The organism is Nocardia sp. NPDC060259 (assembly GCF_042728775.1).
GTDB lineage: Bacteria > Actinomycetota > Actinomycetes > Mycobacteriales > Mycobacteriaceae > Nocardia.
In genome coordinates this window covers 1-25,972 of sequence record NZ_JBHXAY010000093.1, presented here as the reverse complement: position 1 = coordinate 25,972, position 25,972 = coordinate 1, and the positions used below count along the sequence as shown (strand labels likewise).

The 25,972-nt window shown below is 68.4% G+C and carries 26 protein-coding genes; 16 read left to right on the top strand and 10 right to left on the bottom strand.

All coding sequences use genetic code 11. The features are described 5' to 3' along the window. Positions 1 to 273: 273 nt before the first annotated feature. Entirely contained in the window at positions 274 to 1,260 is a 987-nt protein-coding gene (locus ACFWF2_RS26555) for a serine hydrolase domain-containing protein (RefSeq protein ID WP_379310169.1), read from the top strand. A gap of 73 nt (positions 1,261 to 1,333) precedes the next feature. Here ACFWF2_RS26555 and ACFWF2_RS26550 read toward each other — a convergent pair whose 3' ends face one another. The 6 genes from ACFWF2_RS26550 to ACFWF2_RS26525 all read right to left on the bottom strand — a co-directional run bounded on the left by ACFWF2_RS26550 (position 1,334) and on the right by ACFWF2_RS26525 (position 6,453). Continuing rightward, entirely contained in the window at positions 1,334 to 2,383 is a 1,050-nt protein-coding gene (locus ACFWF2_RS26550; protein ID WP_379310168.1) for an ABC transporter ATP-binding protein, read from the bottom strand. Beyond that, positions 2,380 to 3,189: a molybdate ABC transporter permease subunit gene (modB, locus tag ACFWF2_RS26545; protein ID WP_379310167.1), complete on the bottom strand. Its 810-nt coding sequence runs from the start codon at positions 3,187 to 3,189 to the stop codon at positions 2,380 to 2,382. Before modB ends, ACFWF2_RS26550 begins: the two co-directional genes overlap by 4 nt. Further along, positions 3,186 to 3,968: a molybdate ABC transporter substrate-binding protein gene (gene modA, locus ACFWF2_RS26540; RefSeq protein WP_379310166.1), complete on the bottom strand. Its 783-nt coding sequence runs from the start codon at positions 3,966 to 3,968 to the stop codon at positions 3,186 to 3,188. Before modA ends, modB begins: the two co-directional genes overlap by 4 nt. A gap of 11 nt (positions 3,969 to 3,979) precedes the next feature. Next, positions 3,980 to 4,378, bottom strand: coding sequence for a molybdopterin-binding protein (locus tag ACFWF2_RS26535; RefSeq protein WP_379310170.1), 399 nt, complete (start codon positions 4,376 to 4,378; stop codon positions 3,980 to 3,982). Between the two features lie 92 nt (positions 4,379 to 4,470). Then, the gene (locus tag ACFWF2_RS26530) at positions 4,471 to 5,463 is read right to left on the bottom strand and encodes a fused (3R)-hydroxyacyl-ACP dehydratase subunits HadA/HadB (RefSeq protein WP_379310165.1); all 993 of its coding nucleotides are present in this window, start codon (positions 5,461 to 5,463) and stop codon (positions 4,471 to 4,473) included. A 150-nt stretch (positions 5,464 to 5,613) separates the two neighbouring features. Beyond that, complete coding sequence (locus ACFWF2_RS26525; protein ID WP_379310164.1) at positions 5,614 to 6,453, bottom strand: DUF1206 domain-containing protein; 840 nt, start codon at positions 6,451 to 6,453, stop codon at positions 5,614 to 5,616. Positions 6,454 to 6,678: 225 nt separating this feature from the next. On the opposite strand from ACFWF2_RS26525, the gene ACFWF2_RS26520 reads away from it, so the two are divergent. Genes ACFWF2_RS26520 through ACFWF2_RS26495 form a run of 6 tightly spaced genes read left to right on the top strand, consistent with a single transcriptional unit; the run spans position 6,679 to position 15,018 of the window. Beyond that, positions 6,679 to 8,151 carry a serine/threonine-protein kinase gene (locus tag ACFWF2_RS26520; RefSeq protein WP_379310163.1) on the top strand — a complete coding sequence of 491 codons (1,473 nt, stop codon included), beginning with the start codon at positions 6,679 to 6,681 and terminating at the stop codon, positions 8,149 to 8,151. Further along, entirely contained in the window at positions 8,148 to 9,350 is a 1,203-nt protein-coding gene (locus ACFWF2_RS26515; RefSeq protein ID WP_379310162.1) for a hypothetical protein, read from the top strand. Before ACFWF2_RS26520 ends, ACFWF2_RS26515 begins: the two co-directional genes overlap by 4 nt. A 4-nt stretch (positions 9,351 to 9,354) precedes the next feature. Further along, positions 9,355 to 10,890 carry a serine/threonine-protein kinase gene (locus tag ACFWF2_RS26510; RefSeq protein WP_379310161.1) on the top strand — a complete coding sequence of 512 codons (1,536 nt, stop codon included), beginning with the start codon at positions 9,355 to 9,357 and terminating at the stop codon, positions 10,888 to 10,890. Then, on the top strand, positions 10,877 to 12,334 hold the full coding sequence (locus tag ACFWF2_RS26505) for a serine/threonine-protein kinase (protein WP_379310160.1): 1,458 nt from the start codon (positions 10,877 to 10,879) through the stop codon (positions 12,332 to 12,334). The genes ACFWF2_RS26510 and ACFWF2_RS26505 overlap by 14 nt, the downstream gene beginning before the upstream one ends. A 13-nt stretch (positions 12,335 to 12,347) precedes the next feature. After that, on the top strand, positions 12,348 to 13,550 hold the full coding sequence (locus tag ACFWF2_RS26500) for a hypothetical protein (RefSeq protein ID WP_379310159.1): 1,203 nt from the start codon (positions 12,348 to 12,350) through the stop codon (positions 13,548 to 13,550). After that, a complete protein-coding gene (locus tag ACFWF2_RS26495) occupies positions 13,543 to 15,018 on the top strand; it encodes a serine/threonine-protein kinase (RefSeq protein ID WP_379310158.1) in 1,476 nt (491 codons plus the stop codon). Before ACFWF2_RS26500 ends, ACFWF2_RS26495 begins: the two co-directional genes overlap by 8 nt. Before the next feature lie 152 nt (positions 15,019 to 15,170). Here the strand turns inward: ACFWF2_RS26495 and ACFWF2_RS26490 are convergent, their stop codons facing one another. After that, entirely contained in the window at positions 15,171 to 16,190 is a 1,020-nt protein-coding gene (locus ACFWF2_RS26490) for a crotonase/enoyl-CoA hydratase family protein (protein WP_379310157.1), read from the bottom strand. Positions 16,191 to 16,311: 121 nt separating this feature from the next. Between ACFWF2_RS26490 and ACFWF2_RS26485 the strand changes: the two genes are divergently transcribed. Together ACFWF2_RS26485 and ACFWF2_RS26480 are read left to right on the top strand one after the other, a co-directional pair. Further along, positions 16,312 to 16,911, top strand: a complete 600-nt coding sequence (locus ACFWF2_RS26485; protein WP_379310156.1) for a TetR/AcrR family transcriptional regulator — start codon at positions 16,312 to 16,314, stop codon at positions 16,909 to 16,911. A 51-nt stretch (positions 16,912 to 16,962) separates the two neighbouring features. Further along, positions 16,963 to 17,784: a class II glutamine amidotransferase gene (locus ACFWF2_RS26480; protein ID WP_379310155.1), complete on the top strand. Its 822-nt coding sequence runs from the start codon at positions 16,963 to 16,965 to the stop codon at positions 17,782 to 17,784. A gap of 40 nt (positions 17,785 to 17,824) precedes the next feature. Here ACFWF2_RS26480 and ACFWF2_RS26475 read toward each other — a convergent pair whose 3' ends face one another. Together ACFWF2_RS26475 and ACFWF2_RS26470 are read right to left on the bottom strand one after the other, a co-directional pair. After that, positions 17,825 to 18,136, bottom strand: coding sequence for an amphi-Trp domain-containing protein (locus ACFWF2_RS26475; RefSeq protein ID WP_379310154.1), 312 nt, complete (start codon positions 18,134 to 18,136; stop codon positions 17,825 to 17,827). Between the two features lie 8 nt (positions 18,137 to 18,144). Further along, positions 18,145 to 18,591, bottom strand: coding sequence for an MFS transporter (locus ACFWF2_RS26470; protein WP_379310153.1), 447 nt, complete (start codon positions 18,589 to 18,591; stop codon positions 18,145 to 18,147). A gap of 226 nt (positions 18,592 to 18,817) precedes the next feature. On the opposite strand from ACFWF2_RS26470, the gene ACFWF2_RS26465 reads away from it, so the two are divergent. From ACFWF2_RS26465 to ACFWF2_RS26455, 3 genes are all read left to right on the top strand, one after another. After that, entirely contained in the window at positions 18,818 to 19,387 is a 570-nt protein-coding gene (locus ACFWF2_RS26465; protein ID WP_379310152.1) for a TetR/AcrR family transcriptional regulator, read from the top strand. 73 nt (positions 19,388 to 19,460) lie between these two features. Continuing rightward, positions 19,461 to 20,483: a medium chain dehydrogenase/reductase family protein gene (locus ACFWF2_RS26460; protein ID WP_379310151.1), complete on the top strand. Its 1,023-nt coding sequence runs from the start codon at positions 19,461 to 19,463 to the stop codon at positions 20,481 to 20,483. A 28-nt stretch (positions 20,484 to 20,511) separates the two neighbouring features. Then, positions 20,512 to 21,108: an ABC transporter permease gene (locus ACFWF2_RS26455; protein WP_379310150.1), complete on the top strand. Its 597-nt coding sequence runs from the start codon at positions 20,512 to 20,514 to the stop codon at positions 21,106 to 21,108. 99 nt (positions 21,109 to 21,207) lie between these two features. On the opposite strand, the gene ACFWF2_RS26450 is transcribed toward ACFWF2_RS26455, so the two are convergent. Next, on the bottom strand, positions 21,208 to 22,131 hold the full coding sequence (locus ACFWF2_RS26450; protein WP_379310149.1) for a DUF5994 family protein: 924 nt from the start codon (positions 22,129 to 22,131) through the stop codon (positions 21,208 to 21,210). Between the two features lie 143 nt (positions 22,132 to 22,274). Here ACFWF2_RS26450 and ACFWF2_RS26445 point away from each other — a divergent pair, with 143 nt between their 5' ends. The 4 genes from ACFWF2_RS26445 to ACFWF2_RS26430 all read left to right on the top strand — a co-directional run bounded on the left by ACFWF2_RS26445 (position 22,275) and on the right by ACFWF2_RS26430 (position 25,968). Then, complete coding sequence (locus ACFWF2_RS26445) at positions 22,275 to 22,967, top strand: TetR/AcrR family transcriptional regulator C-terminal domain-containing protein (RefSeq protein ID WP_379310148.1); 693 nt, start codon at positions 22,275 to 22,277, stop codon at positions 22,965 to 22,967. A gap of 111 nt (positions 22,968 to 23,078) precedes the next feature. Next, the gene (locus ACFWF2_RS26440; RefSeq protein WP_379310147.1) at positions 23,079 to 24,266 is read left to right on the top strand and encodes a fatty acid desaturase family protein; all 1,188 of its coding nucleotides are present in this window, start codon (positions 23,079 to 23,081) and stop codon (positions 24,264 to 24,266) included. A gap of 42 nt (positions 24,267 to 24,308) precedes the next feature. Beyond that, positions 24,309 to 25,157 carry an SDR family NAD(P)-dependent oxidoreductase gene (locus ACFWF2_RS26435; RefSeq protein WP_379310146.1) on the top strand — a complete coding sequence of 283 codons (849 nt, stop codon included), beginning with the start codon at positions 24,309 to 24,311 and terminating at the stop codon, positions 25,155 to 25,157. Positions 25,158 to 25,299: 142 nt separating this feature from the next. After that, positions 25,300 to 25,968 (top strand): PAS and ANTAR domain-containing protein, encoded by a 669-nt coding sequence (locus ACFWF2_RS26430; protein ID WP_379310145.1) that lies wholly within the window; start codon positions 25,300 to 25,302, stop codon positions 25,966 to 25,968. Positions 25,969 to 25,972 lie beyond the last annotated feature (4 nt).

Below are 25,972 nucleotides of genomic sequence, written 5' to 3'. Positions count from 1 at the left end.
GGTGTCACCTCGGCACCGATTGCCGCATCACTGTCCCGAACGAGGCACTAGCGTCATGAGTGACGTCAGGAGAGAACTGTGTTCGTTGGGGAGGAACGACGGCGCCCTGTGGCTCGTCATCGTCTGTTGACTTGCGGCGCTGCGGCTTTGGTCACGGCCTTGGTGTTCTGTGTTCCGGCGTGCGCGCCGTCGCCTGGCGATAGTTCGGCCGATCTCCAGCGAGGCCTGGATGCGATTACGGCGCTCGGCGTCAGCGGAGCGCAGGCCGGCGCGGTGGACAGTACGGGCCGGAGCTCGGTCGTCGTCAGCGGCGCGGCCGAGGTCGGGACGAATCGGCCGGTGCCGGGCAACGGGTACTTCCGGATTGCCAGCGCCACCAAGCCCATCGTCGCCACGGTGGTTCTTCAACTCGTCGGCGAAGGAAAGTTGTCCCTCGACGACAGCGTGGAGAAGCATCTACCCGGGGTCGTCACGGGGACCGGAGCGGGGCACGAGATCGATGGCCGAAGGATCACGATCCGCCAACTGCTCCAGAACACCAGCGGGCTGCTGGACGACTACCCCGGCTTCGATTCGAAAGAGCAGTATCTGCAACACCGATTCGACTCATACTCCCGGGACGAGTTGATCAAGCGGGCCATGGCGATGGCCCCCGCTTTCGAACCCGGTGCGGGGTGGGCTTATTCGAATACGAACTTCCTTCTCGCCGAGGCCGTCATCGAGAAGATCACCGGCAACAGCTGGCAAGCCGAGATCGACCATCGGATCTTCTGGCCATTGGACATGCGGCATTCGGTGTGGCCGGGCCAGAGCACCACCCTGCCCGACCCGCATGCCCGCGCCTACTCGGTGTTCGCCGGCAGCAGCGAGTTCGTCGACACCACCGAAATCCTGGACGGCGCCGAGAATCTGATCTCCACCACCGCCGACATGAACACCTTCTACCGAGCATTGCTCGGCGGCAGACTGCTGCGGCCCGCAGAGCTGGAGCACATGCAGACGACCGTGGAGATCGATGAGAAGGTCGAGATGCTCTGGCCTGGTGGTCGATACGGCCTTGGCCTGGTCAAGCGCCCGCTCGCCTGCGGCGGCGAATACTGGAGCCACGGTGGCGGCGACGCCGGATTCATCACCAGCGACGGAGTCACCCCTGACGGGAAACGCAGCATCGTCATCTCACAGACCACGGCCCTGCCCGAGAAGATGATCGAGCAGGAAGCAAGAGCCGCCGACCTGGTCAGTGACGCGCTCTGCGACTGAGGACCACGCCGCTGCGCTCAGGCGCGAAGGCCTGGGTATACGTCCTGGCGGCCGAGGCTCCGGCCGGTGTCGATCACGCCGGATAGGTGTGGATTTCGGTCGCTTTCACCGAGGCCCACAGCTGGGAGCCGCTGTGCAGGCGCAGGTCCGCGACGGTGGCGGGGGTGACCTCGGCAAGAACGGCCGGGGCGCCCGACAGCCGGACCCGAGTGGTGTGCGCGTGCTGTTCGAGGCCGGTGACGATGACCTGCCAGGTGTTTCGTGGACTGCCACTGGGGCGTTCCGGGTACAAGCTCACCGCGGTGGGAGCGAAGGCGAGGTGGACGGCGCCGTGCGCGGGTTCGGCGACGGTGAAGACCGCGCCGTCGCCGAGATCGACCGAGTTTCCCTGTGCCGTGCCCTGATACAGGTTCAGCCCGACCAGGTCGGCGACATAATCGGTCCGCGGCCTGCGGGCGACGTCGGTCGGCGCACCCTCCTGAACGATGGCGCCGTTCTCGACGATGATCAGCCGGTCCGCCAGCACCATCGCGTCGAAGGGATCGTGGGTGACCAGGACGGTGTGCCCGGGGTAGTCGGCGAGGTGATGGGCCAGGTCGGCCCGCACCTGCAGTCGAGTGCCCGCGTCGAGTGCGGCGAGCGGCTCATCCAACAGCAGCAACCGCGGGTCGGTGGCCAGGGCACGCGCCAGCGCGACCCGCTGTGCCTGACCGCCCGACAGCGCACGGGGTTTCGCGTGCAGATGGGCACCGAGCCCGACTCGTTCGAGCCAGCGTGCGGCCTGTTCGCGCGCCTCGGTGCGGTGCTGTCCGCGAGCGCGCAGGCCGAAGGCGACATTCTCCTGTGCGCTCATGTGCGCGAACAGCAGATAGTCCTGGAACACGACGCCGATTTCACGTCGTTCCGCCGGGACGAACCGGTCCGGCGGTGCGTCCCAGACGTGGTCGTCGAGGACGATCCGCCCTTCGTTCAACGGGGTGAGCCCGGCCAGCGCACGCAGGGCGGTGGTCTTGCCCGCGCCGTTGGGCCCCAGCAGCGCCACGACCTCGCCCCTGGCGACCTCGATGGCGATGTCGAGCTCGAAAGACGCACGGGTGATCCGGATTTCGGCGTTCAAGGTCACAGCGGGCCTCGTATCCACCGGTCCCGCAGCGCGGCGAGCACGGCCACCGACACCGCGAGCAGCACGACACTGAGCACGATCGCGTCCTCGGGGTCGGTTTCCAGGGCGAGGTAGACAGCCAGCGGCATGGTCGTGGTCGTGCCGGGAAAACTCCCGGCGAAGGTGATCGTCGCGCCGAACTCGCCGAGCGCGCGGGCCCAGCACAGCACCGCACCCGCCACCACGCCGGGCATCACCGAGGGCAATGTGACCCGGCGGAAGGTCAGCCACCGCGACGCACCGAGTGTCGCGGCCGCTTCCTCATACCTCGGATCCGCGCCGCGCAGCGCGCCCTCGACCGCGATCACCAGGAACGGCATCGCGACGAACGCCTCGGCCACGATCACCCCGGCGGTGGTGAACGGCAACGAGAACCCGAACCACTCGTAGAGATACCGGCCGACCAGGCCGCGCCGACCCAGCACCAGCAGCAACGCCACACCGCCGACCACTGGTGGCAGCACCAGCGGCACCGTGACCAGCGCGCGCACGAACCCGAGGCCGGGCACATCACCACGCGCGAGCAACCACGCCAGCGGGATGCCGAGGACCAGGCACACCACGGTCGCCGAGGTGGCACAGACCAGCGACAGCCGCAGCGCCTGCCCGACCTCGGCGCTGACCAGCCGCTCGGGCAGCGTCCGCCACGGCGCGCGCAGCAACATCCCCACCAGCGGCAGCGTCAGGAAAACCACACCGCACACGGCGGGCACCATCAGGATCAGCGGACGCCGCCCCGTCACCGCCCGCCGTGCGACGCGGGTCACGGGTTATCGAATCCCGCCTTGGTGAAGACCGCACGCGCCTGGTCCGAGCCGACGAACTCCACGAACGCGGCAGCGGCCGCGGCATTGGGAGCCTTGGCCAGCGGCGCGACCGGATAGTCGTTGACGGCCTTGCCCGCCTCCGGGAAGTCGATGCCCTCCACCTTGGACCCCGCGGCCTGCACATCGGTGCGGTAGACCAGCGCGGCGTCGACCTCGCCGAGGGTTACCTTCGTCAGCACGGCCTTCACATCGGATTCGCGGGTGTCGGGCTGCGCAGTGACGCCCGCCGCGTCGAACACCGTCTTCGCCGCGGCACCGCAGGGGACCTGCTCGGCGCACAGCGCGATCTTGGGCTCGGCCTTGCCGAAGTCCGCCAGACCGGTGATATGGCCGGGATTGCCCGCGGGCACCGCGATCTCGAGGCGGTTGCGCACGAAGATCACCGGCTTCGCGGTCACTTCACCGGCGTCGACGACCTGCTGCATGTTCTTCGGCGCGGCCGAGGCGAACACATCCGCGGGCGCGCCCTGCTTGATCTGCTCGGCCAGCGCCGAACTGCCACCGAAGTTGTAGACCACCTTCACCCCGGGATGCGCCGCCTCGAACTGCTTGCCCAGCTCGGTGAAGGTCTCGGTCAGCGACGCCGCGGCGAAGACGGTGACAGTGCCGGTGACCTTGTCCCCCGCCGCTACCGGTTCGTCGGCCTTGTCGGTCCCACAGCCGACCGCGGCCAGCGCCACCGCACCGACCACCGCGACCGCGCGCACTGTACGAATCATGTTCAACCTCATCAGATCTCCGGGATATCCACAACAACATGAGTCGACTTGACCGAGGCCACCGCGACACTGCCGACCTCGAGACCGAGCTCGTCGACCGAATCGCGACTCATCAGCGACACCAGGCGGAACGGCCCGGCCTGCATCTCGACCTGAGCCATCACGGTGTCCTTCACGATCCGCGTGACGATCCCGCGCATCCGGTTCCGCGCCGAGCTCGCGACGGTGGTTCCCGGATCGGGCGCCTCCGCGCCCTCCCGCAGAAACTCCGCCAGCTCCCGCCCGTCCACACCCTTGCGGCCGCTGTCGAGCTGAATCGCCGTGAGCCGGCCCTGGTCGATATACCGGCGCACCGTGTCATCACTGACACCCATCAAGGCAGCTACTTCACTGATCCGCAGATTCGACACGAAGTACAGCATATTCGGAGCACATGCGGGACGCGAGCCAGGTTCGTCCCGGGGATGCGAAATGAACCCGGTCTGTGTACCTGGCGAGGTCGTCACGCCGCGGGCAGGCGGACCGTGGCCGTCGCGCGGCCGAAGATCCTGCGTCCCTCGCACTTGGCGGTGATGGCCAGGACGGCTGTCCGGAGTTGCGGATCGACAGACTTCACTGTTCCCGAGAACTCGATGGACGCGCCCGCGCTCGTGACGTAGACCGGGCTGGTGAACCTGACCGCGCATTCGATGACGGCACCGGGATCACCGAGCCACGAGGTGAGGTATCCCGCGCCGAGGCCGATCGTCAGCATGCCGTGCGCGACCGGTGCTTCCAGGTTCACCGCGTGTGCCGCTTCGGCGTGCCAGTGGATGGGGTTCGGGTCCCCGGCCACGCCGGCGTAGTTGACCAGGTCGCCGGGGGTGAGTGAGATGAGCCGCGATGGGAGTTGGTCGCCCACCGAGATGGTCTCGAAGGCGAGCGCGTGGCTGCCCGCGCCCGGCTCGACTTGCGGCAGGGTCTCCGGGCGCGATTCATCGGATGCTCGTAGCGCCAGGCCGGTCGCCGACCGGATGTCGCGAAAACCCTGCGTCACCAGCTTGTCGCCGAACGGAGTCGCGCTCGCGGCGGCCGCGGATCGACCGACGAAACTCGTCCGCGAGATGATCGCCGTCTTGCCGTGCTGGTCGGTGATCACCGTCTTGAACTCGAAGAGTTCGCCGCCGAAGGCTTGGCGGAACGACTCGAGGCCGACGTCGAAGGACAAGATGTCACCGGGACGAACCGGCTTGTAGTAGTTGATCACCTGATCGGTTTGCATGATCTGGCTCAGGTCGTAGCCACCGGCGACAGCGTCGAACATCGCGAGCTGAGCCCGGAAGGCCGGAATGGAGAAGAACGTCAGCGGTGCGATCAGCCCGCCGTAGCCGTACTCCACGCCCGCGGATTCCGACCAGTGCACCGGGTGCGTGTCCTGGACAGCGCGCGCGAACTCGCGGATCTTCTCCCGCCCCACCACGTAGACGTCCTCGGCGCGATAGCTGCACCCCACCATGTTCGATAACCGCTCCGCGGAATTCGCGCCCGGTGCATTCACGGCCTTTCCGCTGGTCGACCCCATGGACAGAAAGACTAGTAGCCGTGGGTCTTTCGACCGCGGCACTCGGGTTCGGAGTGTCGACCACCGTGACGACGGCCGAGACGACTACATCTTGATGTAGCGCGCCATGGCGAAACTGTAGAAGCCATAGGTGATGATCCCCAGACCCGCCGCGATCAGCAGCGCCGCTCCGAAGGGTTGCGCCCCGAGGGTTTTGAACGCGCCGTCGAGACCGGTGGCTTCCCCGGGTTCGGATCGGCTGACCGCGACGATCACCAACAGTCCGATGGCGGCGATGGCCAGCCCTTTCGCGATGTAGCCGACCGTGCCCAGCCGGCGGACAAGGTCGCTGGTCGGGCCTTTCAGGTCGCCGAGGAAGCTCTGCGTTGCGCCCTTGTAGACGTGATAGCCGCCGATCGCGATGATGATCAGCCCGGCGGCGACGAGGGCGATCGTGCCCGCGGTGGATTGCATCATGCGAGCGGTGATCCCCGTGCTCTGCTCGCTGCTGGAGGAACCACCGCCCCGGGCGAATCCGAAGGCGGAGAATGCGAAGGCCAGATAGACGACGGCCAGGGAGAATGCCTTGACCCGGTTGAAGGCTTCGGATTTCTTGCTGTCGGCCTCGGGTTCGGACGAGCTGCCCAGGGCCGCTTCGGCGAATCGCCACAGCGCCATCAGCGAGAACGCGACGACACCCACCCAGAGCGCGAAGACACCACCTGGCTTGGCTGCCAGCTCCGCCATGGCCCCGGATTGGTCGGTGGTTCCCCCTGCGCCGCCGAGCGCGATCCGGATGGCGATATAACCGATGAGCAGGTGCACGATGCCGCTCATGACGAAGCCCGCGCGGGCGAATCGTTCGAAGACACTGTTCTGAGCCACCCGGGTGACGGCCGTGGACGCGTTGTCGTAGGACTGTCCGGAGACGGTGTTGTCCGGCATGGTGGAACTTCTTCCGCAGGCCTCGGTGTGCCACCAAGTCTTCGCCGCGATCCCCACGGTGTCAACGATGTATACCTACGCTATAGAGAAGCGTGGAGGGGTTATAGTCGCCCCCGTCGGCTGCTCCGATCCGAAACGGTTGCGCCTCATCGCATGACCTCGCGGAGGACGGCCGGCACGCGCCGGAAGGGTCCCGGTGCTGTTCGGTCGGGGAAGGCAGTGCGGTTGACTGTCACTGATGGCATGGATTTCGCCGGGTATCGGATAGAACGACGCCTCGGTATGGGTGGCATGGGCACGGTGTTTCTCGCCCAGCATCCACGACTGCCCCGCAAGGACGCGCTGAAGATCCTGGCCGACGGGCACACCGGCGATCCGGTCTTCCGCGCGCGCTTCCTGCGCGAGGCCACGATCGCGGCGCGGCTGCACCATCCCAATCTGGTCGCGGTGCGCGACCGCGGCCAGCACGACGGCCGGTTGTGGATCGCGATGCAGTATGTCGACGGCGTCGACCTCGCGCAGCTGATCCGGCGCGGACCCGCGGCGCTGCCGCTGGACCGGGTGGTCAGGATCGTCACCGAGGTCGCCAAAGGCCTGGACACGCTGCACCGTAAGGGCCTGCTGCACCGGGATGTGAAGCCGGCCAACATCCTGGTCGCCGAGCAGGACGGCCGCCAGGACCGGGTGCTGGTCACCGATTTCGGCATCGCCAGGCCCACCGACGAACCCACGATGTCGACCGGTGGCGGGCTCAGCGCGACGCCGGCCTACGCCGCGCCGGAGCAGATCAGCGGTGGGCCGGTGGATCATCGGACCGACGTGTACGCGCTCGGCTGTGTGCTGTACGAGCTGCTGACGGGGTCGGTGCCGTTCGCCCGCGACACCCCGGCCGCGGTGATATACGCGCACCTGAACGAGCCCCCTCCCCCACCGGAAAGCGCGGGTGCGCCACCAGGATTCGACGAGGTGATCGCCACCGCGCTCGCCAAGAATCCCGCCGACCGGTTCGCGAGCTGCGGCGCGCTGGCTGCCGCGGTACACGCGGCGGCGCAGTCGACGGTCCGGCTCGGGGCGGCGCCGCGGCTGCCGCGCCCGGCTACCCGGCGGCGTCGGCTGTTGATCGGATCCGCGCTGGCTGTCGCGCTGATCGCGGCGACAACAGCGGCGGTCGGGTTGGGCCGCGACGGTTCCGGATCCTCGCCGAACGCGACCACGCTCGGCCCGCAGACCAACGTGGACGCGGTGTCGTGGGGCGCGTATACCTATCTCGCGCAGGCTTTTCCCACGCTGCTGCCCGCCTCGCAGTTCGGCACCGGCTACCAAGAGATCTGGGGGTGCCGGCCGATCGACGAGAACATGCGGGACGTCTCGGTCGATGTCCTCGTCCCGACCGGACGGGTCGTCTGCAACGGCAACCGGGAACCCGTCCAGACGGTCGAGGTGGTGTGCAACGCGGACCGTTCCCCGATCGCCCCGCCGGTCACCTTCGATCGTGCCGAGGGCGACGAGCAGTGGACTCGCCCTTCTGGCGCGGGCACGCTGCACTGGGGAACCTACCTCGGCTATATGTCCGCGGAAGTCGGGTACCTGCGGCTGTACTTCGACGATCCGGGACACGATTTCTGCTACATCGTCGTCACCGGGGCGCCGTCGGGCGCGGATCTGCGGGCACGCTGGTGGACGGAGGCCCCGTTGTGAAGCTCGTGCGCATGCTCCTGGCGCTGGGTGTGGTGCTGGCGGTGACCTCGGGCTGCACGGTGGCGGGCGATCCGGCTCCCGTGCCCGACCCCGCCGCACTCGATGTCGGCCCGTACAGCCGCACGCCGCTGCTCGCGCCCGCGCACGGCAGCGACTATCACGGCCGGGTCCTCGAGTCGGTGCGGATGGCGGAGGTCATGGCCAATCCCGCCGACGTGGACCCGGCCCTGCGATACGGGCTCACCTCCCGGGCTGTCCCCCTGCCGACCGCAGCGAAAGCGGCCGCGCTGCTGGCCAATCCGGTCCGCGCCGTCCTCGAACGGCACGGCATGCTCGCCGGCTTCAGCGTGGGCTCCACCGATACACCGGGCCAGGTCGCGATCGGTGGCGGCAGGCTGCTCCAGGTCATCCTGTTGCGATTCCCGGATTCCGCCGCGGCACAGCGGGCAGCCACGGAGATCGACTCCGTCGACGCCGCCCTGGCCGCAGGCAATGTCGCCGTCACGATTCCCGAACACCCGACCGCACGCGGTCATTGGCGTCCGACGGAACCGACCATCGCGGCCACGGTGGCGCGGGATTCGTTCGTGGTGAGCGTGCTCGCCGGACACACCTCCCCCGATCACGACGCCCTGGTCTCGGTGGCGCGCAAGACTTTCGACGTACAGCTGCCATTGCTCCGCGATTTCGCGGTGACCCAGCCCGAGAAATTCGCCGACCTGGCGCTGGATCGCGACGGCATACTGGGCCGGATGGTCCCGGAAGCGCCGGGGCGCTGGCCGTTCCCGGTGGTGATTCTGGGCGACTTCGGCGAGAACGCGGGCTGGAACAGCCTGGTGCAGGCTCGCGGCTTCGTGTACGGGCCGCGCGGGACCGAACGCTTCAACGGGCCCTCCGCAGAGCGGATCGAACTGCTCGGCCTCAATCGTTTCGACCGGCTCATGCGCTTCGCCGACGCGGCGACGGCGACCAAGTTCTTCGCACGTCTCACCACCGCCGAGGGTCGGGTGGACGTCGCGGCACCGACCGGTCTCGTCGACGTCCGTTGCACGGAGTCGCTGAAGTCCACCGCGTCGATGAACCAGTTCGGCTGCCTGCTCAGGCACGGGCGTTATGTCGCACTGGTTTTCAGCCGGGACTACCGGGATGTGCAGCAACGAGCTGCGGCGCAGTACGCGCTGCTGGTGAACAGCGAGTAGATGAATGGTCGAAACACTCACCACCGGAACCTTTTTCGCAGGATACGAGATCGAGCGGGTGCTCGGACGCGGCGGGATGGGCACGGTGTACGTCGCCCGGCATCCGCGCCTGCCGCGCCAGGACGCGGTGAAGGTCCTGCCCGAGAACTGCGGCGCCGCCGACGAATTCCGGGCCCGTTTCCTGCGCGAGGCGGAGCTGGCCGCCCGGCTGGATCATCCGAACATCGTCGCGGTACACGACCGCGGTGTCGAGCACGGTCAGCTCTGGATCGCGATGGAGTTCGTGAACGGTGTCGACGCGGCCGGTCTGCTCCGCCGCGACGGCGCGTTGCCGCCGCAGCGCGCGGTGCACATCGTCACCGAGACGGCGCGTGGCCTGGACGAGGCGCACCGATCCGGCATGCTGCACCGGGACGTCAAACCGGCGAACATCCTGATCGAACAGCTCGACGACGTGCCTGATCGCGTACTGGTCGCCGATTTCGGGATCGCCAGGGCCGCGGGCGACGGGACCGCGCTCACCGAGGTGGGGGCCGTCGTGGCGACGCTCGCCTATGCCGCGCCGGAAATACTGGCCGACCGGCAGGTGGATCACCGCGCCGACGTCTACGCCCTCGGCTGCACGCTGTTCGAACTGCTCACCGGCGCCAAGCCGTTCCCCCGCGATTCGGTGGTCGCGGTCATCCAGGCGCATCTGCTGGAGCCGCCACCGAGCGCAGGCGCGCTGCGGCCGGATCTGCCACCCGCCATCGACGCGGTGATCGCGCGCACCATGGCGAAGAACCCGGACGAGCGCTATTCGTCCTGCGGGGCATTGGCGGCGGCGACAGCGAGCGCCTTCGGACAGCCGGTGGATCAGACGGCTTTCGCGGTCCGGGCGGCCGGCATTCCCGCACCGGCCGAGCCGCCGCGGACCACAGTCCGTGTACCGGCGCCGAAGCCGGCACGCCGCGCACGGTGGTACACCGTCGCCGCCACGGTGGCCGTCACCCTGGTGGTGGCGATCGCGGGTGTCGTAGTGGCCACCCGCGATTCGAGCGATTCCACGGAAAGTCCTCCTGCGCCGACCGGCCGGGCCGGATTGACCTGGGGCAGATACGCCTTCGTTGTCGACGCGTTGCCACAGCTGCTCCCCGCGACGCCCACCCGGACCGGGCATCAGGGCATCCGGTGCGCCGCCATCGTCGGCGGCACCGGCGAGGCCGCCGACCTCGACCGGGCCCCGGACCATGTCGCGCACATCCGGTGCACCGGCAACCAGAACCCGATCCGGGATGTGGACGTGCAGTGTTCGGCGAACCGCAGCACCTATCACCTGGTGGACGAGGAAGGGGTCGTCGTCCTCGGCGATCAGCGCTGGGAACGCGCGTCCGGGCGCGGCCGCGTGAAATGGTCGACCATGACGGCGTCCATGGGGCAGCGCGGCGTCCTCGGACTGTCTTTCGACGAGCCGACACGCAACTTCTGCATGGTCGTCGTGGTCGGTGCGGGCACGGGGCAGGAACTGTATGACCGGTGGTGGCCTGATGCACCCTTCTGACGGCATGGATTTCGCCGGGTACCGCATCGAGCGCCGGCTCGGCGCGGGCGGCATGGGTGAGGTGTATCTGGCGCGGCATCCCCGCCTGCCGCGGCACGACGCGCTGAAGATCCTGTCCGACCGGCACGCCGGTGACGCGGAGTTCCGGGCGCGGTTCCTGCGCGAGGCCGAAGTCGCGGTGCGGCTGCAGCATCCGAATGTGGTCGCGGTGCGTGACCGGGGTGAGCACGACGGCCGCCTGTGGATCGCGATGCAGTACGTCGACGGTGGCGATGTCGCCGAACTGATCCGGCGCGACGCGGCGGTCCCGGTCGAGCGCGCGCTGCGGATCCTGACCGAGGCCGCCAACGGGCTCGACGAGATCCATCGGGTCGGCTTGCAGCATCGTGACGTGAAGCCCGCGAATCTGCTGCTCGCCGAAGAACCGGGGCAGCCGGATCGGGTGCTGGTCACCGACTTCGGTATCGCGCGCACCGCGGACGGTGCGGGCACCCTGTCCGAGGGCGCGGGATTCTCCGCGACGCTGGCCTATGCGGCGCCCGAGCTGATCAGCGGCGACGCGGTCGATCATCGGGCCGATGTGTACTCGCTCGGTTGCACGCTGTATCAGCTGCTCACCGGGACGGTGCCGTATCCGCGCGACAGCCCGGCGGCGGTGATGTACGCGCACCTCTACGACGAGCCGCCCCGGGCGTCGGTCGAAAACCGCCGGGTACCAGCGGGATTGGACTCGGTTCTCGCCACGGCGCTGGCCAAGGATCCCGCGGACCGCTATCAGAACTGCGGCGCGCTGGCCGCGGCCGCGCACGCGGCGTTGGTTGCCGAGATCGGCGGCGGAACCGAGACCGGTTCGGTGCGCCGTCGCGGAATTCTGGCCGGTGCGGCGATCGCGGTTGTCGCGGTGGGTGTTTCGCTGGCGGTCGGCATCGGTCGCGGCGATTCGGCGGAGTCGGCCGAGAGCGCCCCCACCGGGGTGACCACGAATTCGTCGGCCTGGGGTGCGGCCGCCCTCGTTGCCGAGACCTTCCCGAACCTGCTGCCGGTCGCGCCCGGCGCCGTCGGTTACCAGGAACTCAACACCTGCCTGTACGCCGACGAGAACCAGAACTTCATCTCCTTCGATCAGCCGGTCGAGGTCGGTGGGGTGAGCTGTCTCGGCGACCGCGACCCGGTCGACGTGCTCTCCGTCGTCTGCAACTGGGACCGCACCCCGATCGCCGAGTGGACCCCGATGGTCCAGCTGGAGGGGGAAGAGTTGTGGACGCGCGGCGCTTCCACCGGGCGGGTGCGGTGGGGAACGGTCACCACGAACGACGGCGCGACCACCGGCAGGCTCGACGTGATGTTCGACGGGCCGGATCGCAACTTCTGCCGCCTTCGCGTCAGCGGCGACATCTCCGGCTCCATCCTCAGAGAACGGTGGTGGCCGGATGCGCCGCTATGACAGCCTTCGAGCCGTGGCGGTACTTGCCGCGGCCATCATCGTGCTGTGCGGATGCGTGCGGGCCGGCGAGCCGGCTCCGCAACGCCTGGACCTGGCGGCGCTCGACGTCGGAGCCAACAGCGTCGACCCGCTGACACCGTCGCGTGCCGGGACCGAGAAGGACGGGCGGGTGCTGGAATCGGTGCGGATGGGCGAAGCCGCGCTCGATCCGGTCGAGGTGGATCCGTCGTTGACCAAGGATGTCGCGAACCGGACCGCGCCGTTGCCGACCCCGCTGAAAGCGGCCGGAATTCTGGCCGAGCCCGTCCGTGACGTGCTCGAATCACACGGCATGCTGGCCGGATTCGCGGTCAGCGGCAGCGACGTCGACTTCCGTGGCAAGGCGCCGGCCATCGGCGCGGGACGCCTGCTCACGGTGCTGCTGCTGCGTTTCCCCGACGAGATGCGGGCACAGCTGGCCGCGCGGCAGATGAACGCCACCGATGCCGCGATCAGCCCGGACAATGTGGCGGTCCGGATCGCGGAGTATCCCGCGGCGTTCGTGCACTGGCGTCCCGCGGTGCCGACCATGGCCGCGACGATCGCGCAGGGGTCCTTCGTCGTCAGCGTGCTCGCCGCGCACACCACACCGGATCAGGCCGTGCTGACCGGGCTCGTGCGCAAGACATTCGACGTCCAGCTGCCCAGACTGCGTGACTTCCCGGCGACCGCGCCGGACCGATTCGCCGAACTGCCCCTGGATCGGGAGGGCATGCTGTCACGGCTGCTGCCCTACGGGCCGGGGCACTGGTCGTATCCGACGGTGATCGCCACCGACATCGACGCCAACGCGGGCTGGTCGTCCACGCTGCGCATCAGCGGGGTGGTGTTCGGCCCGCGTGCCACCCGGCTGATGAAGTACCTCGGTTTCAAGGAACCGATCGAACTCGTCGCCATGAACCACCACAATCTGCTCGAACGGTTTCCGGACGCGGTCAGCGCGCGCCGGGTGTTCAGCGAGGAGATGCGCGCGGCCGACCAGTCCAGGCAGCTCGACACACCCGCCGGAGTGCCGGATGTGTACTGCTACAACCTCGATCAGCAACCGCAGTGGCCCGCCCAGGCGCGCTGCCATGTCCTGTACGGCCGGTACACCGCTGCCCTCGTCGGCCGGAATCCGACGGAGGTCCATCAGCTGATCTCGGCCCAATACGCGCTGCTGGTGCACAGTGGATAGCCGGAAGTTGCTGCCGGGCACCATCTTCGCGGGGTACCGCATCGAGCGGGTGCTGGGCAGCGGCGGTATGGGCACGGTCTATGTGGCGGCGCATCCCCGGTTGCCGCGGCTGGACGCGGTGAAAGTGCTGTCGGCGGAATACAGTGCCGATCCCGAGTTCAGGGCGCGTTTCATCCGCGAGGCCGAACTCGCCGCCCGGCTGGATCATCCGAACATCATCGGCGTCTACGACCGCGGCGTCGAGGACGGCAGGCTGTGGATCGCGATGCGGTTCATGGACGGGCCCGATGCCGCCACCCTGATCCGCGACCGCGCGGCGCTGCCTCCGGAACGGGTGGCGCACATCGTCGCCGCCGTCGGGCGCGGGCTCGATCACGCGCATCGGGCGGGGATGCTGCACCGCGACGTCAAACCGGCCAACATCCTCGTCGAATCGATACCAGGACAACAGGACCGCGTCGCACTCACCGATTTCGGCATCGCCAAGGCGGTGGCCGCGACCACGGCGCTGACCCAGGCTGGATCGATCCTGGCGACCGTCGCCTACGCGGCGCCGGAACAGCTGACCGGCGCGGCGATCGATCATCGCGCCGATGTCTACTCGCTGGGTTGCACCCTCCACGAACTGCTGACCGGCGCGAAACCGTTCCCGCGCGCGACGATGGATGCGGTGATCGTGGCGCATCTGCAGGATCCGCCGCCGCGACCGAGAGCCACCGTCCCCGAGTTGCCCGGCGGGATCGATGCGGTGATCGCCCGTGCGCTCGCCAAGGATCCGGCGCAGCGTTACCCGAGCTGCGGTGCGCTCGCCACCGCGGCGGCGACCGCGCTCGGGGTCGGCCAGGATCCCGGTTCGACCGCGCAACGACCGGGACGGCAGGGTAAAGCCGGTCTCTGGGTCGGGGCACTCGCCCTGGTGGCCGCGGTGGCGATCGCGAGTGCCTTTGTGGTGACACGGGATTCGGCGACGTCGTCGAACGCTCCGTCCAGCACACCGTCCGCGCAGGCCGATCCGAACTCCTGGGCTGCCCACGAATGGGTGGTCAAAGCGTTCCCGCAACTGCTCCCGGCAACGCAGGCGGACAGCGGATACCAGGGCCTGCGCTGCGTCGCGGTCGACGGCGACCGGCCCATCGACGTGCGGCAGACGCGGGATTCGATGAACGCGTTGGCGTGCAACGGCAATCGCGATCCGGTGTTCCGCATCGTGGTGCGGTGCGGAATCGGCAAACCCGCCGACGAATTCGACCCCGCACCGGATGCGACATTCATCGGCGAAGAGAACTGGACCCGACCGACGGGTCAGGGCCACATCACCTGGAACGACAAGACCGACGTGGCAGGCCTGACGGGTGAGCTCCTGCTCCGCTTCGACGACCCGACCCGGAAGAACTGCGCGATGGGCGTCGCAGGCGGCACCTCGGGCCAGGACCTCTACGAGCGCTGGTGGCGCAACGCGCCTGTGTGAATCGATCCCGGAGTTCATCCGGGACGGGTGATGTGGGGCCGCTGGCCTCGGGCAAGGTGCCGATCATCGCGCCGGGACACCAGTTCGACAAGTTCGCCATCGGCGAGAACGTGCGCGCGGTGTACACCAAGGAACTCCCTGAGTGCCGCGGATCAGCGCTCGAACTGGGCGCGCTTGTGGTCGCCGTACGGGTCGTCGCGTTCGCGGACCGCTTCGCGGAAACCGGCTGTGGCGGCGCGCGTCTGGAAGGCGTAGCCCTCGCGGGTATGGCGGGAGATGCCGTCGAAGACGGTGCTGACCATGGCCGAGTTGGCGACGCCCTGGGTGTGCAGGGCCGAGTTGAGCGCGAGTTTGGCCATCATGAGCTGGTTGACCGGCATGCGGGCGATGCGCTGTACCAGGGCTTCGGTGCGGTCGTCGAGTTCGTCGGCGGGCCAGGATTCGACCGCGAGACCCCATTCGGCGGCTTGCTTGCCGCTGATGCAGTCGCCGGTGAACAGCAGGCGCTTGGCGCGCTGGTCGCCGAGGCGGTGCGCCCACATGCCCGCGGCGGGGATGCCCCAGACCCGGGTGGGCGGGTAGCCGATCTTGGTGTCGTCGGCGCAGATGATCTGGTCGGCGTGCAGCGCGATGTCGGTGCCGCCCGCGATCGCGAAGCCGTGCAGTTTCGCCACGGTCGGCTTGTTCGCGTGCATGAGGCTGGCGAATCCCTTGGTGAACCTGCTCATCATGGCGAAGTCGATCATCGGGTCCCAGATGCCCTGCGGATCGTGGTTGACGGCGTTGACCACCGGATCGAGCACGGTCCCGGTGACCTCGTCCGGACCGTCCGCGCCCGCGAAGCCCTGCTCGGCGAATATATCGAGGTCGTAGCCGCCGCAGAACCCTTTGCCGCGTCCGGACACCACGATGACGTGCACGCGTGGATCCAGGTCGGCTCGTTCCACGGCGTGCGCCAGATCTCGCGGGGTGTGCGGGGTGATCGCGTTGCCCTTGTCCGGGCGGTTGAAGGTGATCCTGGCGATCCGCCCGTCCCGCTCGTAGGTGAGCGTGGCGTACTCGCGCTCGAAGTCCGGATCAGGGCGATGCCGCCACGGCGAATCGGGGCCTTCGGTCCAGTTCTCGTACCAGGGCGCGGGCTGGCCGCCGGAGTTCGTGCTGCTGTTCGACACGGTGGGGTCCTTCTGGATTCGAGGTGCCGGGATGGAGAATCTGTCGAAAGCATGGCGGGTCGGAGCATTGACAGTCAATAGTGACTGTGAAATCGTCGGCCGACGACGAGAAGGGCCCGAGTTGGCAACGCGCGAAGAACAGAAGCAGGCCACCCGCGCCCGCATCCTCGACGCGGCGACCGACCTGCTGGTGCGGCGCGGCTACTCCGCGCTGACCACCGTCGCCGTCCAGGAAGCGGCCGGGCTCAGCCGCGGCGCGCTGCTGCACCACTTCCCGACCATCGCCGAACTGTCGAAAGCCCTGGTGCAGAACCTGGTCCAGCGCAACGAACAGGCGGCGCTCGCGGCGGCGGCGCGGTTCGACGCGGACGCCGACCCGGTCGACCGGGCGCTGGCGGCTCTCTACGAGTCGATGACCCGCCCGGCCGCGCAAGCCGAACTGGAGCTGTGGGCGGCCGCCCGCACCGACCCAGATCTGGCCGCCGCACTCCAGCACGCGGAACGCGCCGCGGGCCGCGACCTCGTCCGCGTCGTCGACGAACTGTTCGGCCCGGAAGTGGTGGCGCATCCGCGCTACCCGGTGATCCGCGATCTCACCATCACCGTGCTGCGCGGCACCGTGGCAGGCCGGGTCCTGCACACGTCCGAGAAATCGGCCCGTACCACCCTGCGTGAGTGGGCAGCCATCGTCCGGACAATGCTCGCCGACGCGGCAATCTGACAGCTATCGCCGGCGGTTCCGTTCTGCTTGAATGGATTCATGTGCCGGTGGATGGCGTACTCGGGTGAGCCGATCCTCGCCGAGGATCTGTTGTTCCGCCCTGAACACTCCCTGATCGACCAGAGTCTGCACTCACGTCTGGGCGCGACCACCACCAACGGTGACGGCTTCGGTCTCGGCTGGTACGGCCTCGGTGCCGAGCCCGCGGTGTACAAGAGCATCGAACCAGCCTGGAACGATCTCAATCTGCGGGAGATCGCGGGTCAGGTGCGCACACCGATGCTGCTCGCGCATGTTCGAGCCTCGACCGGGACGGCGGTGCAACGCAGCAACTGTCACCCGTTCCGGCACGGGCGGTGGTTGTGGGTGCACAACGGCGCCCTGCGCGGCTTCCACGAGACCCGGCGCGACCTGCTGGCGGCGGTCGAACCTGCGCTCTTCGCCGACATCGAGGGTTCGACGGACTCCGAAACCCTGTTCTACCTGGCCTTGACGTTCGGTCTCGTCGACGATCCCCTCGGTGCTGTCGCCCGTGCGGTCGGTTTCGTCGAGGACGTCGGGCACGCGCACGGAGTCGACCATCCGGTGCAGATGACGGTCGCGACAACCGACGGCGAATTCCTGTTGGTCTTCCGCTATTCCAGCGAGCGGCGATCGCGGTCGCTGTTCTTCTCGACCGAGATGGCCGCGTTGCGGGCGCTGCACCCCGAGGTCGAGGTGCTGCGCAGGCTGGGCCCCGAGACCCGACTCGTGGTCTCGGAGCCGCTGCGCGACCTGCCGGGCGCGTGGAACGAAATGCCGGAATCGTCGGCGGGGGTGGTGGGCCCCGGTGCCGACGAGATCCGTTCGTTCGAGCCGATCTCACCGGGCTGAGCCCAGCACGAGGATTCAGCACGACGGCGCCGATCGTCGACTATTTGGCGGGCGGTTTACGAGCACGTGTACGACGCGTGGTTTTGGCCGGAGCCGCGGCTTTCGGTTCCGGCGGTGTAGCGACCGGATCGTCGCGCCATGTGATCTCGATTTCGATTTCGGTCTCGGTACCGTCGACCTCGATCTCGAATTCCCAGCTGACCCGGTCGGCGACGACGATCTCGAGCGAATCGCCCTCCGAGCCGAATTCCACCTCCGAGCCGCTCGCCAGCGCCTTGCCTATCGCGATCAGCCGCTCGGACACCTCTTTTCGAGAGAGTTCGGACTTTCTCTTGATCTCCAACTTCGGCATGACAACTCCTAGCTCTCGGCGGTACCGGATGACACGGGATCGGTGATGGTGCGGTCAGGAAGGAGCGTGGCGGCGATGAAGCCGAGGACCCCGATGCCGGCGAGGGTGATCATCGCGGCGGCGTAGGCGTGGCCGGTGAGACCGGCGACGAGAATGGTGCCGGTCAGCGCGGTGCCGAGGGAGGAGCCGAGATTCGACACGCTGCGGGACAGGCCCGACAGCCGCCCCGGCGCCACCGCGCTGAGCAGTGCGCCGATGCCGTACACCAGCAGTCCGGCCAGAAAGCAGCGTTGACGTCCGTATCGCTCGGTGAGTTTGCCACCGGGAATCATCAACGCGGCCATCACCAGCAGGAAGATCGTGATCGCCACCTGCACGCCCTGCACCGTGATGTCGAGGTCGTTCGAGCCCGCGAAGCTACAGATGAACTGCGCCAACGCCAGTGGTATCAGCACCCCGCGCGGGGCGCTCCTGACGTCGGGACCACTCGTCCGCGACACCGGATCACTGCTCAGCGATCGGCGGGTACGCACTCACAAACATTCCTCCCTGGGCGGGGCACGGAGTTCCGAGGCCAAGCGAACCACCCGCGGGCTGGTCGCGACATCACCCGGAACGGGTGAACAGCTTCGCACCGCCGGGGGTTGACACCGCCAAAAGAGTGAGTGTACGGTCACTCACATGAGCAAGAGCGGAGTCACCCTCTCCCGATCGGATCTGCGGCGCGATGCCGTTGTCGATGCCGCGATCATCGAGTTCGCCAGGACCGGTTATCACGGCACGCCGATCAGTACGGTGGCGGCGACGGCTCAGATCTCGCCCGCGTACGTGTTCAAGCTGTTTCCCGGCAAGGTCGCGCTGTTCGTCGCGGCGCTCGAGCGGTGCTTCGATCGGATCGTGGCGGCAATGTCGGCGGGTGCGGCGCGGTCGAATGCAGAGAGTCCCGAGCAGATCCTGTACGACATGGGTGGGGCCTACGCCGAGCTCATCGGCGACAAGAGCCTGCTGATGCTGCAGGTCCACGCGCAATCCGTGGCGGACGTGCCGGAAATCGGCGCGGCGATGCGGGACGGGCTGGCCAGGGTGACCGACCTCGCCAAACAGCGCTCGGGCGCCGCGGACGAGTACGTCCAGCGGTTCATCGCCTTCGGGCAGCTCTGCCACCTGATCACCACACTCGGCCTGGACGGCAACGACAGCCCCTGGGCCAAGATCGTCACCGCGGGCATCCGCCACCCCCACGCCCACTGACCCTTGACCGCCCCCTCGCGGGGCATTTTTTCGACCCATCGAGTGATTGACCAGTCACACACTAGGAGTTCTCATGTCCACCACCGCCACCGAAATCGTCCTGCCCGGCCGCGTCGAACCCGAGGGCCTGCTGGTTACCCGGCGCGATCTGCCCGCGCCCGGCGCCGGGCGAGCACTCGTCCGGGTCGAGGCGAGCGGTGTCTCCTTCGCCGAGCAGCAGATGCGGCGCGGCAAGTACTACGACCAGCCCGCCTTTCCCTTCGTACCCGGCTACGACCTGGTCGGCACGGTCACCGCGGTCGGGGCCGGTGTCGAACCGGCGCTGATCGGCACCCGGGTCGCCGCGCTGACCAAGATCGGCGGCTGGGCCAGCCATGCCGTGCTCGACGCTGCCGACCTGGTGACGGTGCCCGCGGCGCTCGATGCCGCCGAGGCGGAAACCTTTGTCGTCAACGGGATCACGGCCTGGCAGATGCTGTTCCGGACCGCGAAGGTGCGGCCGGGGCAGACCGTGCTGGTGCACGGCGCCAACGGCGGGGTCGGCTCGACGCTCGTCCAGCTGGCCCGCGCCAACGGAATTCACGTCATCGGGACAGCGTCGGCGCGCAATGCCGAGGCCGTGCGCGCGCTCGGCGCGAGCTGGGTCGACTATCGCGGCGATGTGCCGCGGCAGGTGCGGGCGATCGCCCCCGACGGCGTCGACGCCGTGTTCGATCATGTCGGCGGCCCCGGCATCACCGATTCGTTCGCGCTGCTCGCGCCGCACGGCACGCTGGTCTCCTACGGCACAGCGGCCACCAAGAACGACGCGGGCAACTCGCGGCTGCCGGTGCTGAAGCTGCTCGGCCGGATCCTGCTGTGGAATGTACTGCCCAACAAGCGCAGTGCGCATTTCTTCAATCTGTGGGCGGGCAAGCGCAACCGGGCGGGCTTCCGCGCCCGTATCACCGAGGACCTGAGCCAGGTCTTCGATCTCGCCGCGCGCGGTGACCTGCGCGCTCAGGTCGCCGCCCGCGTCCCGCTGGCCGAAGCGGCCCGCGCCATGGAACTCGCCGAGTCGAGCACCGTCGTCGGCAAAGTCGTCATCGTCCCCTGATTCACCACCACCGCACAGGAGAACCCTTATGTCCCAGCATGTTTCCACCACCGAGACCCGTCCGTCCGCGCTGCGCGTTCTGCTCGACAACCGTCCGTCCTACCTGAGTTTCGGGATGGCGTGGCTGCTCGGTCACGGCGCGTATGCCCTGTCCCACGGCGACGATCCCGTCCTGCGATTGCCCGCCGCGGTGCCGAGCGTGCTGCTGATCGCCGGGCTGGCCATCGCGATGGTCGTCACCAGCATCGTGACGATGAAGGCCCAGCGCGGTGTCACCGGCAAGGACGCGGTGGTCGGCAATCTGCTCGCCGTGTCCTGGCTGATCGGTTTCGGCGCGCTGTTCTTCGTCATCACCGCGCTGAGTTCGGCACTGGCACAAGACGATCTGAAGATGCTGCTGTGGCCGACCGGCTCCGGCCTCATCGTCGGCCTGCTCTACCTCGCAGGCGGGGCCGCCTACCGCGACGTCCTGCAATACGCCCTCGGCGCCTGGCTGGCCCTCACCTCCTCGGCCGCGCTGTTCCTCGACGGCGCGAGCCCCTACTGGGTGCTGGCCATCGCCGGCGGTGGCAGCTACCTGGTCGCCGCGGCACTCGAACCCCGCCGCCGCGCCATCGCCGCCTGAACGAAGGAAACCGCCGCCCCGCCCGGTCCCGCCGGGCGGGGCGTCACCGCTCGAGCGGGTCACAGCCGGGGCGGCGGCCCGACTGACAGCGCCGAGCACTCATGGCGCGTGGTCAGCCGGTGCTGGTGGGTCGTGGGCGACCCGGCCTGCGGCGTGCAGGAGCTGGGCGTCGGCGACGTCGGGTGGGGTGTCGGCCGCGATCACCAGCAGGGTGAGGTGGACGCCGTCGACGCCGACGAGGTGCATGGTGTCGGGGAGCTGGTCGACGTCGGGGACTTGCGGGTCGACGTCGTCGGGGTGGTCGATGCGGCGCTGGTTGCGGCTGGCCGCGTTCCAGTCGAAGCTGATTCGCGCGGTCCGGCCGAGGCGGGGTGTGAGGGCGCTGATCAGGTCGTGGAGTTCGGCGGTGAGATTCGCCGTCCGCGGCCACCAGGCGCCGTCGAACAGTTCGGCGTGACTTTCGTGGGCGCGCAACAGCAGTCGCGGGGTGCGGGTCGGGAGGCCGAACGGCTGCCGGTCCTGTTCGGGCGCGCCCATGGCCTGGTGGTTGGTGATGTGGCGCGGACGCTCCGGGGGTTCCGGGGGCGCCTCGGGTTCGGCGGCATCGGATGCGGCGGCCATCAGGGCCTCGTGGGCGACGCGTTCGTCGGTGTCGGCGGGGATCACCTGGAGCACGAGCATGCTCGCGTCGCGGCCGAACACATACATCGTGTTCCACAGTTCGAAGTGGTAGGAATCGAGCCGGACCGTCTCCCCCGCGACCGTGATCCGGGCGGGCGCCTGCACCCAGCACGACGGGTCGTAGACGACGCGCCAGACCGGGCCGAGCCGCACGCTCAGCACCGCGAGCAGATCGGGCAGTTCGGCGGCCAGGTCGTCCGACCGTGGCCACCATGCGCCGTCGATGTATCGATCCGCCGAGGAGCGTGCCCGCATCCGCAGCCGCGGCGTGTACAGCGGCGGTACTTGATGGCGGGCGGGAGCCGCGGCAGGGCCGGATCGATGATCTTCGCGGATGCGCATGATGTTCGGTCCTTTCGTCCGGGATCCGAGGAATCGGTATCAGCTCCGGGGACCTGTACCACTCAAGTAGACGCCGATGTCCCACCCTTGTCAACGTTGTAGGTCTACACTGACAACTACAACCAACAGACGGAGGTGCCGCCATGGCCGAGGATTCGACAGATGGTGCCCGCCGTCCCGTCAGCACGGTGACCAGGGAGTCTGTACTGTCCGCCGCGCTGATGATCGTCGATCGCGACGGCGTCGACGGGCTATCGATGCGCAGGCTGGCCGAGGCCGTCGGGCGCGACCCGATGGTGATCTACCGGCACCTGCCGAACAAGGCCGCCGTGCTCGACGGCGTGGCCGAGCTGGTGTTCGAACAGCTGGTGGTCGACGCGGACGACCCCGACTGGGCGGCACAGTTGCGCGCGGTGGCCCGCTCGTTCCGCGCGGTGGCGCTCGCGCACCCGAATGTCGTTCCACTGCTGGTGACCCGGCCGTTGTCGACGCCGCTCGGCATGCGCCCGGTCGCGGTGGTCCGCCCGCTCGAGCACATCCTGCAGCTGCTCACCCGGGCCGGTTTCACCGGCGCCGACGCGCTGCACGTCTACCGCGCCCTGTTCGGCTTCCTCTACGGTCACGTGCTCAACGAGCTCCAGGAAGTGGTGGAGCGGCCGGAGGAATCCGACGAGGTCCTGCGTCTCGGCCTGCACCGCTTGCCGATCACCGAGTTCCCGCTGGTGCGCGAGCTCGCCCCGACGCTGGCCGCCTACGACGGCGCCGCCGAACTCGAACGCGGCCTCGACATCCTGCTCACCGGCCTCACCGCGACGCTCCCCGACCCGGCCTTCTGACCCCGACCGCGTCTCACGGCAGGTTCCGTGGACGTCTATATCGTTTGTCTACGTTGTAGACGATCGCTGTAGAAGTCCGTAGAATCGGTGCTACGACCAGGCGAGGACCCTATGGCCATTACCGAAGTCGCGGTCTACGCGCACCTGAGCAGAGCCGATGTCGACGCGCTCGGCGAGGAACTCGATGCGATTCGCCGCGACATCGAGGACCGGCGCGGCACGCACGACGCCGACTACATCCGGCGCACGATCGCGTTCCAGCGCATCCTCGACGCGAGCGCGCGAGCGCTGCTGGCCTGTACCGGGTCGCGGCTGGGCTGGCTGGCGGGCACCTCGGCGCTGGCCACGGCCAAGAGCATCGAGAACATGGAGATCGGGCACAATGTGTCGCACGGCCAATGGGATTGGATGAACGATCCCGAAATCCATTCCCGCACCTGGGAATGGGACATGGCGGGGGTGTCTTCGCAATGGCGGTACTCGCACAACTACCGCCATCACATGTTCACGAACGTGGTCGGCATGGACGACGACGTCGGATTCGGCGTCCTGCGCGTCACCAGGGATCAGCAGTGGCGCCCGCGCCTGCTCCTGCAACCACTCCAAAACCTCTTCCTGGCAGCCACTTTCGAGTGGGGCATCGCCCTGCACGGCCTGTACTCCGAGCGCGACCGCGCGCCGACCGACGCCGAGAAGGCCGCGCACACCAGGGCCTTGGTCCGCAAGATCGGCAGGCAGGCGGCCAAGGACTATCTTTTCTTCCCCCTCCTCAGCAGACGGCACTGGCGCCGCACCCTCACCGCAGGCATCACCGCCAACGCGCTGCGCAACCTCTGGGCCTACGTCGTCATCTTCTGCGGCCACTTCCCCGACGGCGCAGAGAAATTCACCCCCGCCGCGATCGAGCACGAGACCCGCGGCGAGTGGTATCTGCGCCAGATGCTCGGCACCGCCAACTTCGACGCCGGGCCGGTCATGGCCTTCCTCAGCGGCCATCTCTCGCATCAGATCGAACATCACCTGTTCCCCGACCTGCCCAGCAACCGCTACGCCGAGATCGCGGTGCGGGTGCGCGCACTGTGCGACAAGTACGACCTGCCCTACACCACCGGCCCGCTGCCCCGGCAGTACCTGCTGAGCCTGCGCACCATCAACAAACTCGCCCTCCCCGACTCGTTCCTCCTCGCGACCAGCGACGACGCCCCCGAAACGGCCTCCGAACGCAAGTTCGCCGCCACGGCGCCCACCGAGCCGGGACCGATCCGGCGCGGCCTGCGCACCGCGCTGCGCCGAGGCTGAATGGTGGACTCGGCGCGGAATGGCGGAATACAATTCCGCGGTATGGCGACCAGCGCGTCAGGGAAGATCGCAGTGGTGACCGGAGGTGCTTCCGGCATCGGAGCCGCGCTCGCCGAGGCGCTGGCAGACGGGGGCGCCGAGGTGTGGCTCGCCGATCGCCAACGGGAGGCCGCCGAGGAGCTGGCGCACCGCCTGCGCAGCCGCGGCGGCAAGGCGCACGCGATCGAGGTCGACGTGCGCAGCTACCCGTCGTTCCAGCAAGCCGTCGACGACATCGTGCGGCAGTCGGGCCGGATCGACTACCTGTTCAACAACGCGGGCATCGGGGTGGGCGGTGAGATCGACTCCTACTCACTCGATGACTGGAACGACGTCATCGACGTCAACCTGCGCGGTGTCGCCTACGGCATCCAGGCTGTCTACCCGGTCATGATCGAGCAGCGCTCGGGACACATCGTGAATACCGCCTCGATCGCCGGGCTCATCACCACGGCGGGACAAGGCAGTTATTGCGCCACCAAGCATGCTGTCGTCGCCCTGTCGATGACGTTGCGCGCCGAAGCGCAGCGGCACGGCGTGCAGGTGTCGGTGCTGTGCCCCGGTGTGATCCGGACCCCGATTCTGACCGGCGGCAAGTACGGCCGGATCAACATGAACGGCGTCAGCGAGGAGAAGATCCTCGGCTATTGGGAGCGGTTTCGGCCGCTGGCGCCGGAGAAGCTCGCCGAACGCGCACTGCATGGGGTGTTTCGCGGAGAGGCGATCATCGTGGTGCCCAAGTGGGGAAAGATGCTCTGGTACCTGGAGCGAATCTCCCCGGCCCTCGGCAGGCAATTCGCGAAAGGCATGGTCACGCGCATCAGGCGCGATCTAGGGCCCGACGTCTCCTGACCTGGTCGGCGAGGTCGTCGCCATGGCCGGACTGATCGCGGTGATCTTCGCCCTCGCCCGCTGATCGCGGAACTGCTGCCCGACTCCGCCGGGTGACGCACGATCCGTGTACAGCGGGTACCGGGCAGGGCAAGATAGTGCGGTGCGCGACGAGTCCAGGCTGACACCCGACGTTCCCGGGTCGAAACGAACAGGACGTTTCCGGTTCTGGCTGGCCGAGCAGCGCTGGGAGTGGTCCGACGAGGTCGCGGCGCTGCACGGATACGCCCCCGGCTCGGTGACACCGACGACGGAACTGCTGCTGGCGCACAAGCACCCCGACGACCGCGCCGAGGTCGCCGACACGCTCGCCCAGGTCGTGAGCACCGGACTGCCCTTCAGCAGCCACCATCGCCTCGTCGACACCACCGGCGCCGTCCGCCACGTGCTGGTCGTCGGCGATCAGATGCGTGATACCACCGGCACGGTGACCGGTACCGAGGGCTTCTACATCGATGTCACCGACACCGTCGACGACGAACGCCGCGACACCATCGAGGAGGCGGTGCCGGAGATCGTCGCGGCCCGCGCGCTGATCGAGCAGGCCAAGGGCGCGTTGATGACGGTGTACGGCATCTCGGCCGAGCAGGCCTTCCGGGTGTTGCGCTGGCGTTCGCAGGAGACCAACACCAAACTGCGCGATCTCTGCGAGGCGCTGATGCCGGCGGTGACCGCGCTCGGCGGCGCCGACGCGCCGACCCGCGCCCGCTTCGATCATCTGTTGCTCACCGTCCATGAGCAGGACGGCACAGCCGCGGGCCACCGGCCGTAAGTCC

Bases quoted from the DNA above. Each gene is read 5' to 3' on its own strand.
- ACFWF2_RS26440 (WP_379310147.1), top strand. From the start codon at position 23,079: ATGGCCATTACCGAAGTCGCGGTCTACGCGCACCTGAGCAGAGCCGAT.
- ACFWF2_RS26475 (WP_379310154.1), bottom strand. From the start codon at position 18,136: ATGCCGAAGTTGGAGATCAAGAGAAAGTCCGAACTCTCTCGAAAAGAG.
- ACFWF2_RS26455 (WP_379310150.1), top strand. From the start codon at position 20,512: ATGTCCCAGCATGTTTCCACCACCGAGACCCGTCCGTCCGCGCTGCGC.
- ACFWF2_RS26435 (WP_379310146.1), top strand. From the start codon at position 24,309: ATGGCGACCAGCGCGTCAGGGAAGATCGCAGTGGTGACCGGAGGTGCT.
- ACFWF2_RS26530 (WP_379310165.1), bottom strand. From the start codon at position 5,463: ATGGTGGGGTGCAGCTATCGCGCCGAGGACGTCTACGTGGTGGGGCGG.
- ACFWF2_RS26525 (WP_379310164.1), bottom strand. From the start codon at position 6,453: ATGCCGGACAACACCGTCTCCGGACAGTCCTACGACAACGCGTCCACG.
- ACFWF2_RS26505 (WP_379310160.1), top strand. From the start codon at position 10,877: ATGCACCCTTCTGACGGCATGGATTTCGCCGGGTACCGCATCGAGCGC.
- ACFWF2_RS26510 (WP_379310161.1), top strand. From the start codon at position 9,355: ATGGTCGAAACACTCACCACCGGAACCTTTTTCGCAGGATACGAGATC.
- ACFWF2_RS26465 (WP_379310152.1), top strand. From the start codon at position 18,818: ATGAGCAAGAGCGGAGTCACCCTCTCCCGATCGGATCTGCGGCGCGAT.
- ACFWF2_RS26450 (WP_379310149.1), bottom strand. From the start codon at position 22,131: ATGCGCATCCGCGAAGATCATCGATCCGGCCCTGCCGCGGCTCCCGCC.
- modA (WP_379310166.1), bottom strand. From the start codon at position 3,968: ATGATTCGTACAGTGCGCGCGGTCGCGGTGGTCGGTGCGGTGGCGCTG.
- ACFWF2_RS26445 (WP_379310148.1), top strand. From the start codon at position 22,275: ATGGCCGAGGATTCGACAGATGGTGCCCGCCGTCCCGTCAGCACGGTG.
- ACFWF2_RS26460 (WP_379310151.1), top strand. From the start codon at position 19,461: ATGTCCACCACCGCCACCGAAATCGTCCTGCCCGGCCGCGTCGAACCC.
- ACFWF2_RS26480 (WP_379310155.1), top strand. From the start codon at position 16,963: ATGGCGTACTCGGGTGAGCCGATCCTCGCCGAGGATCTGTTGTTCCGC.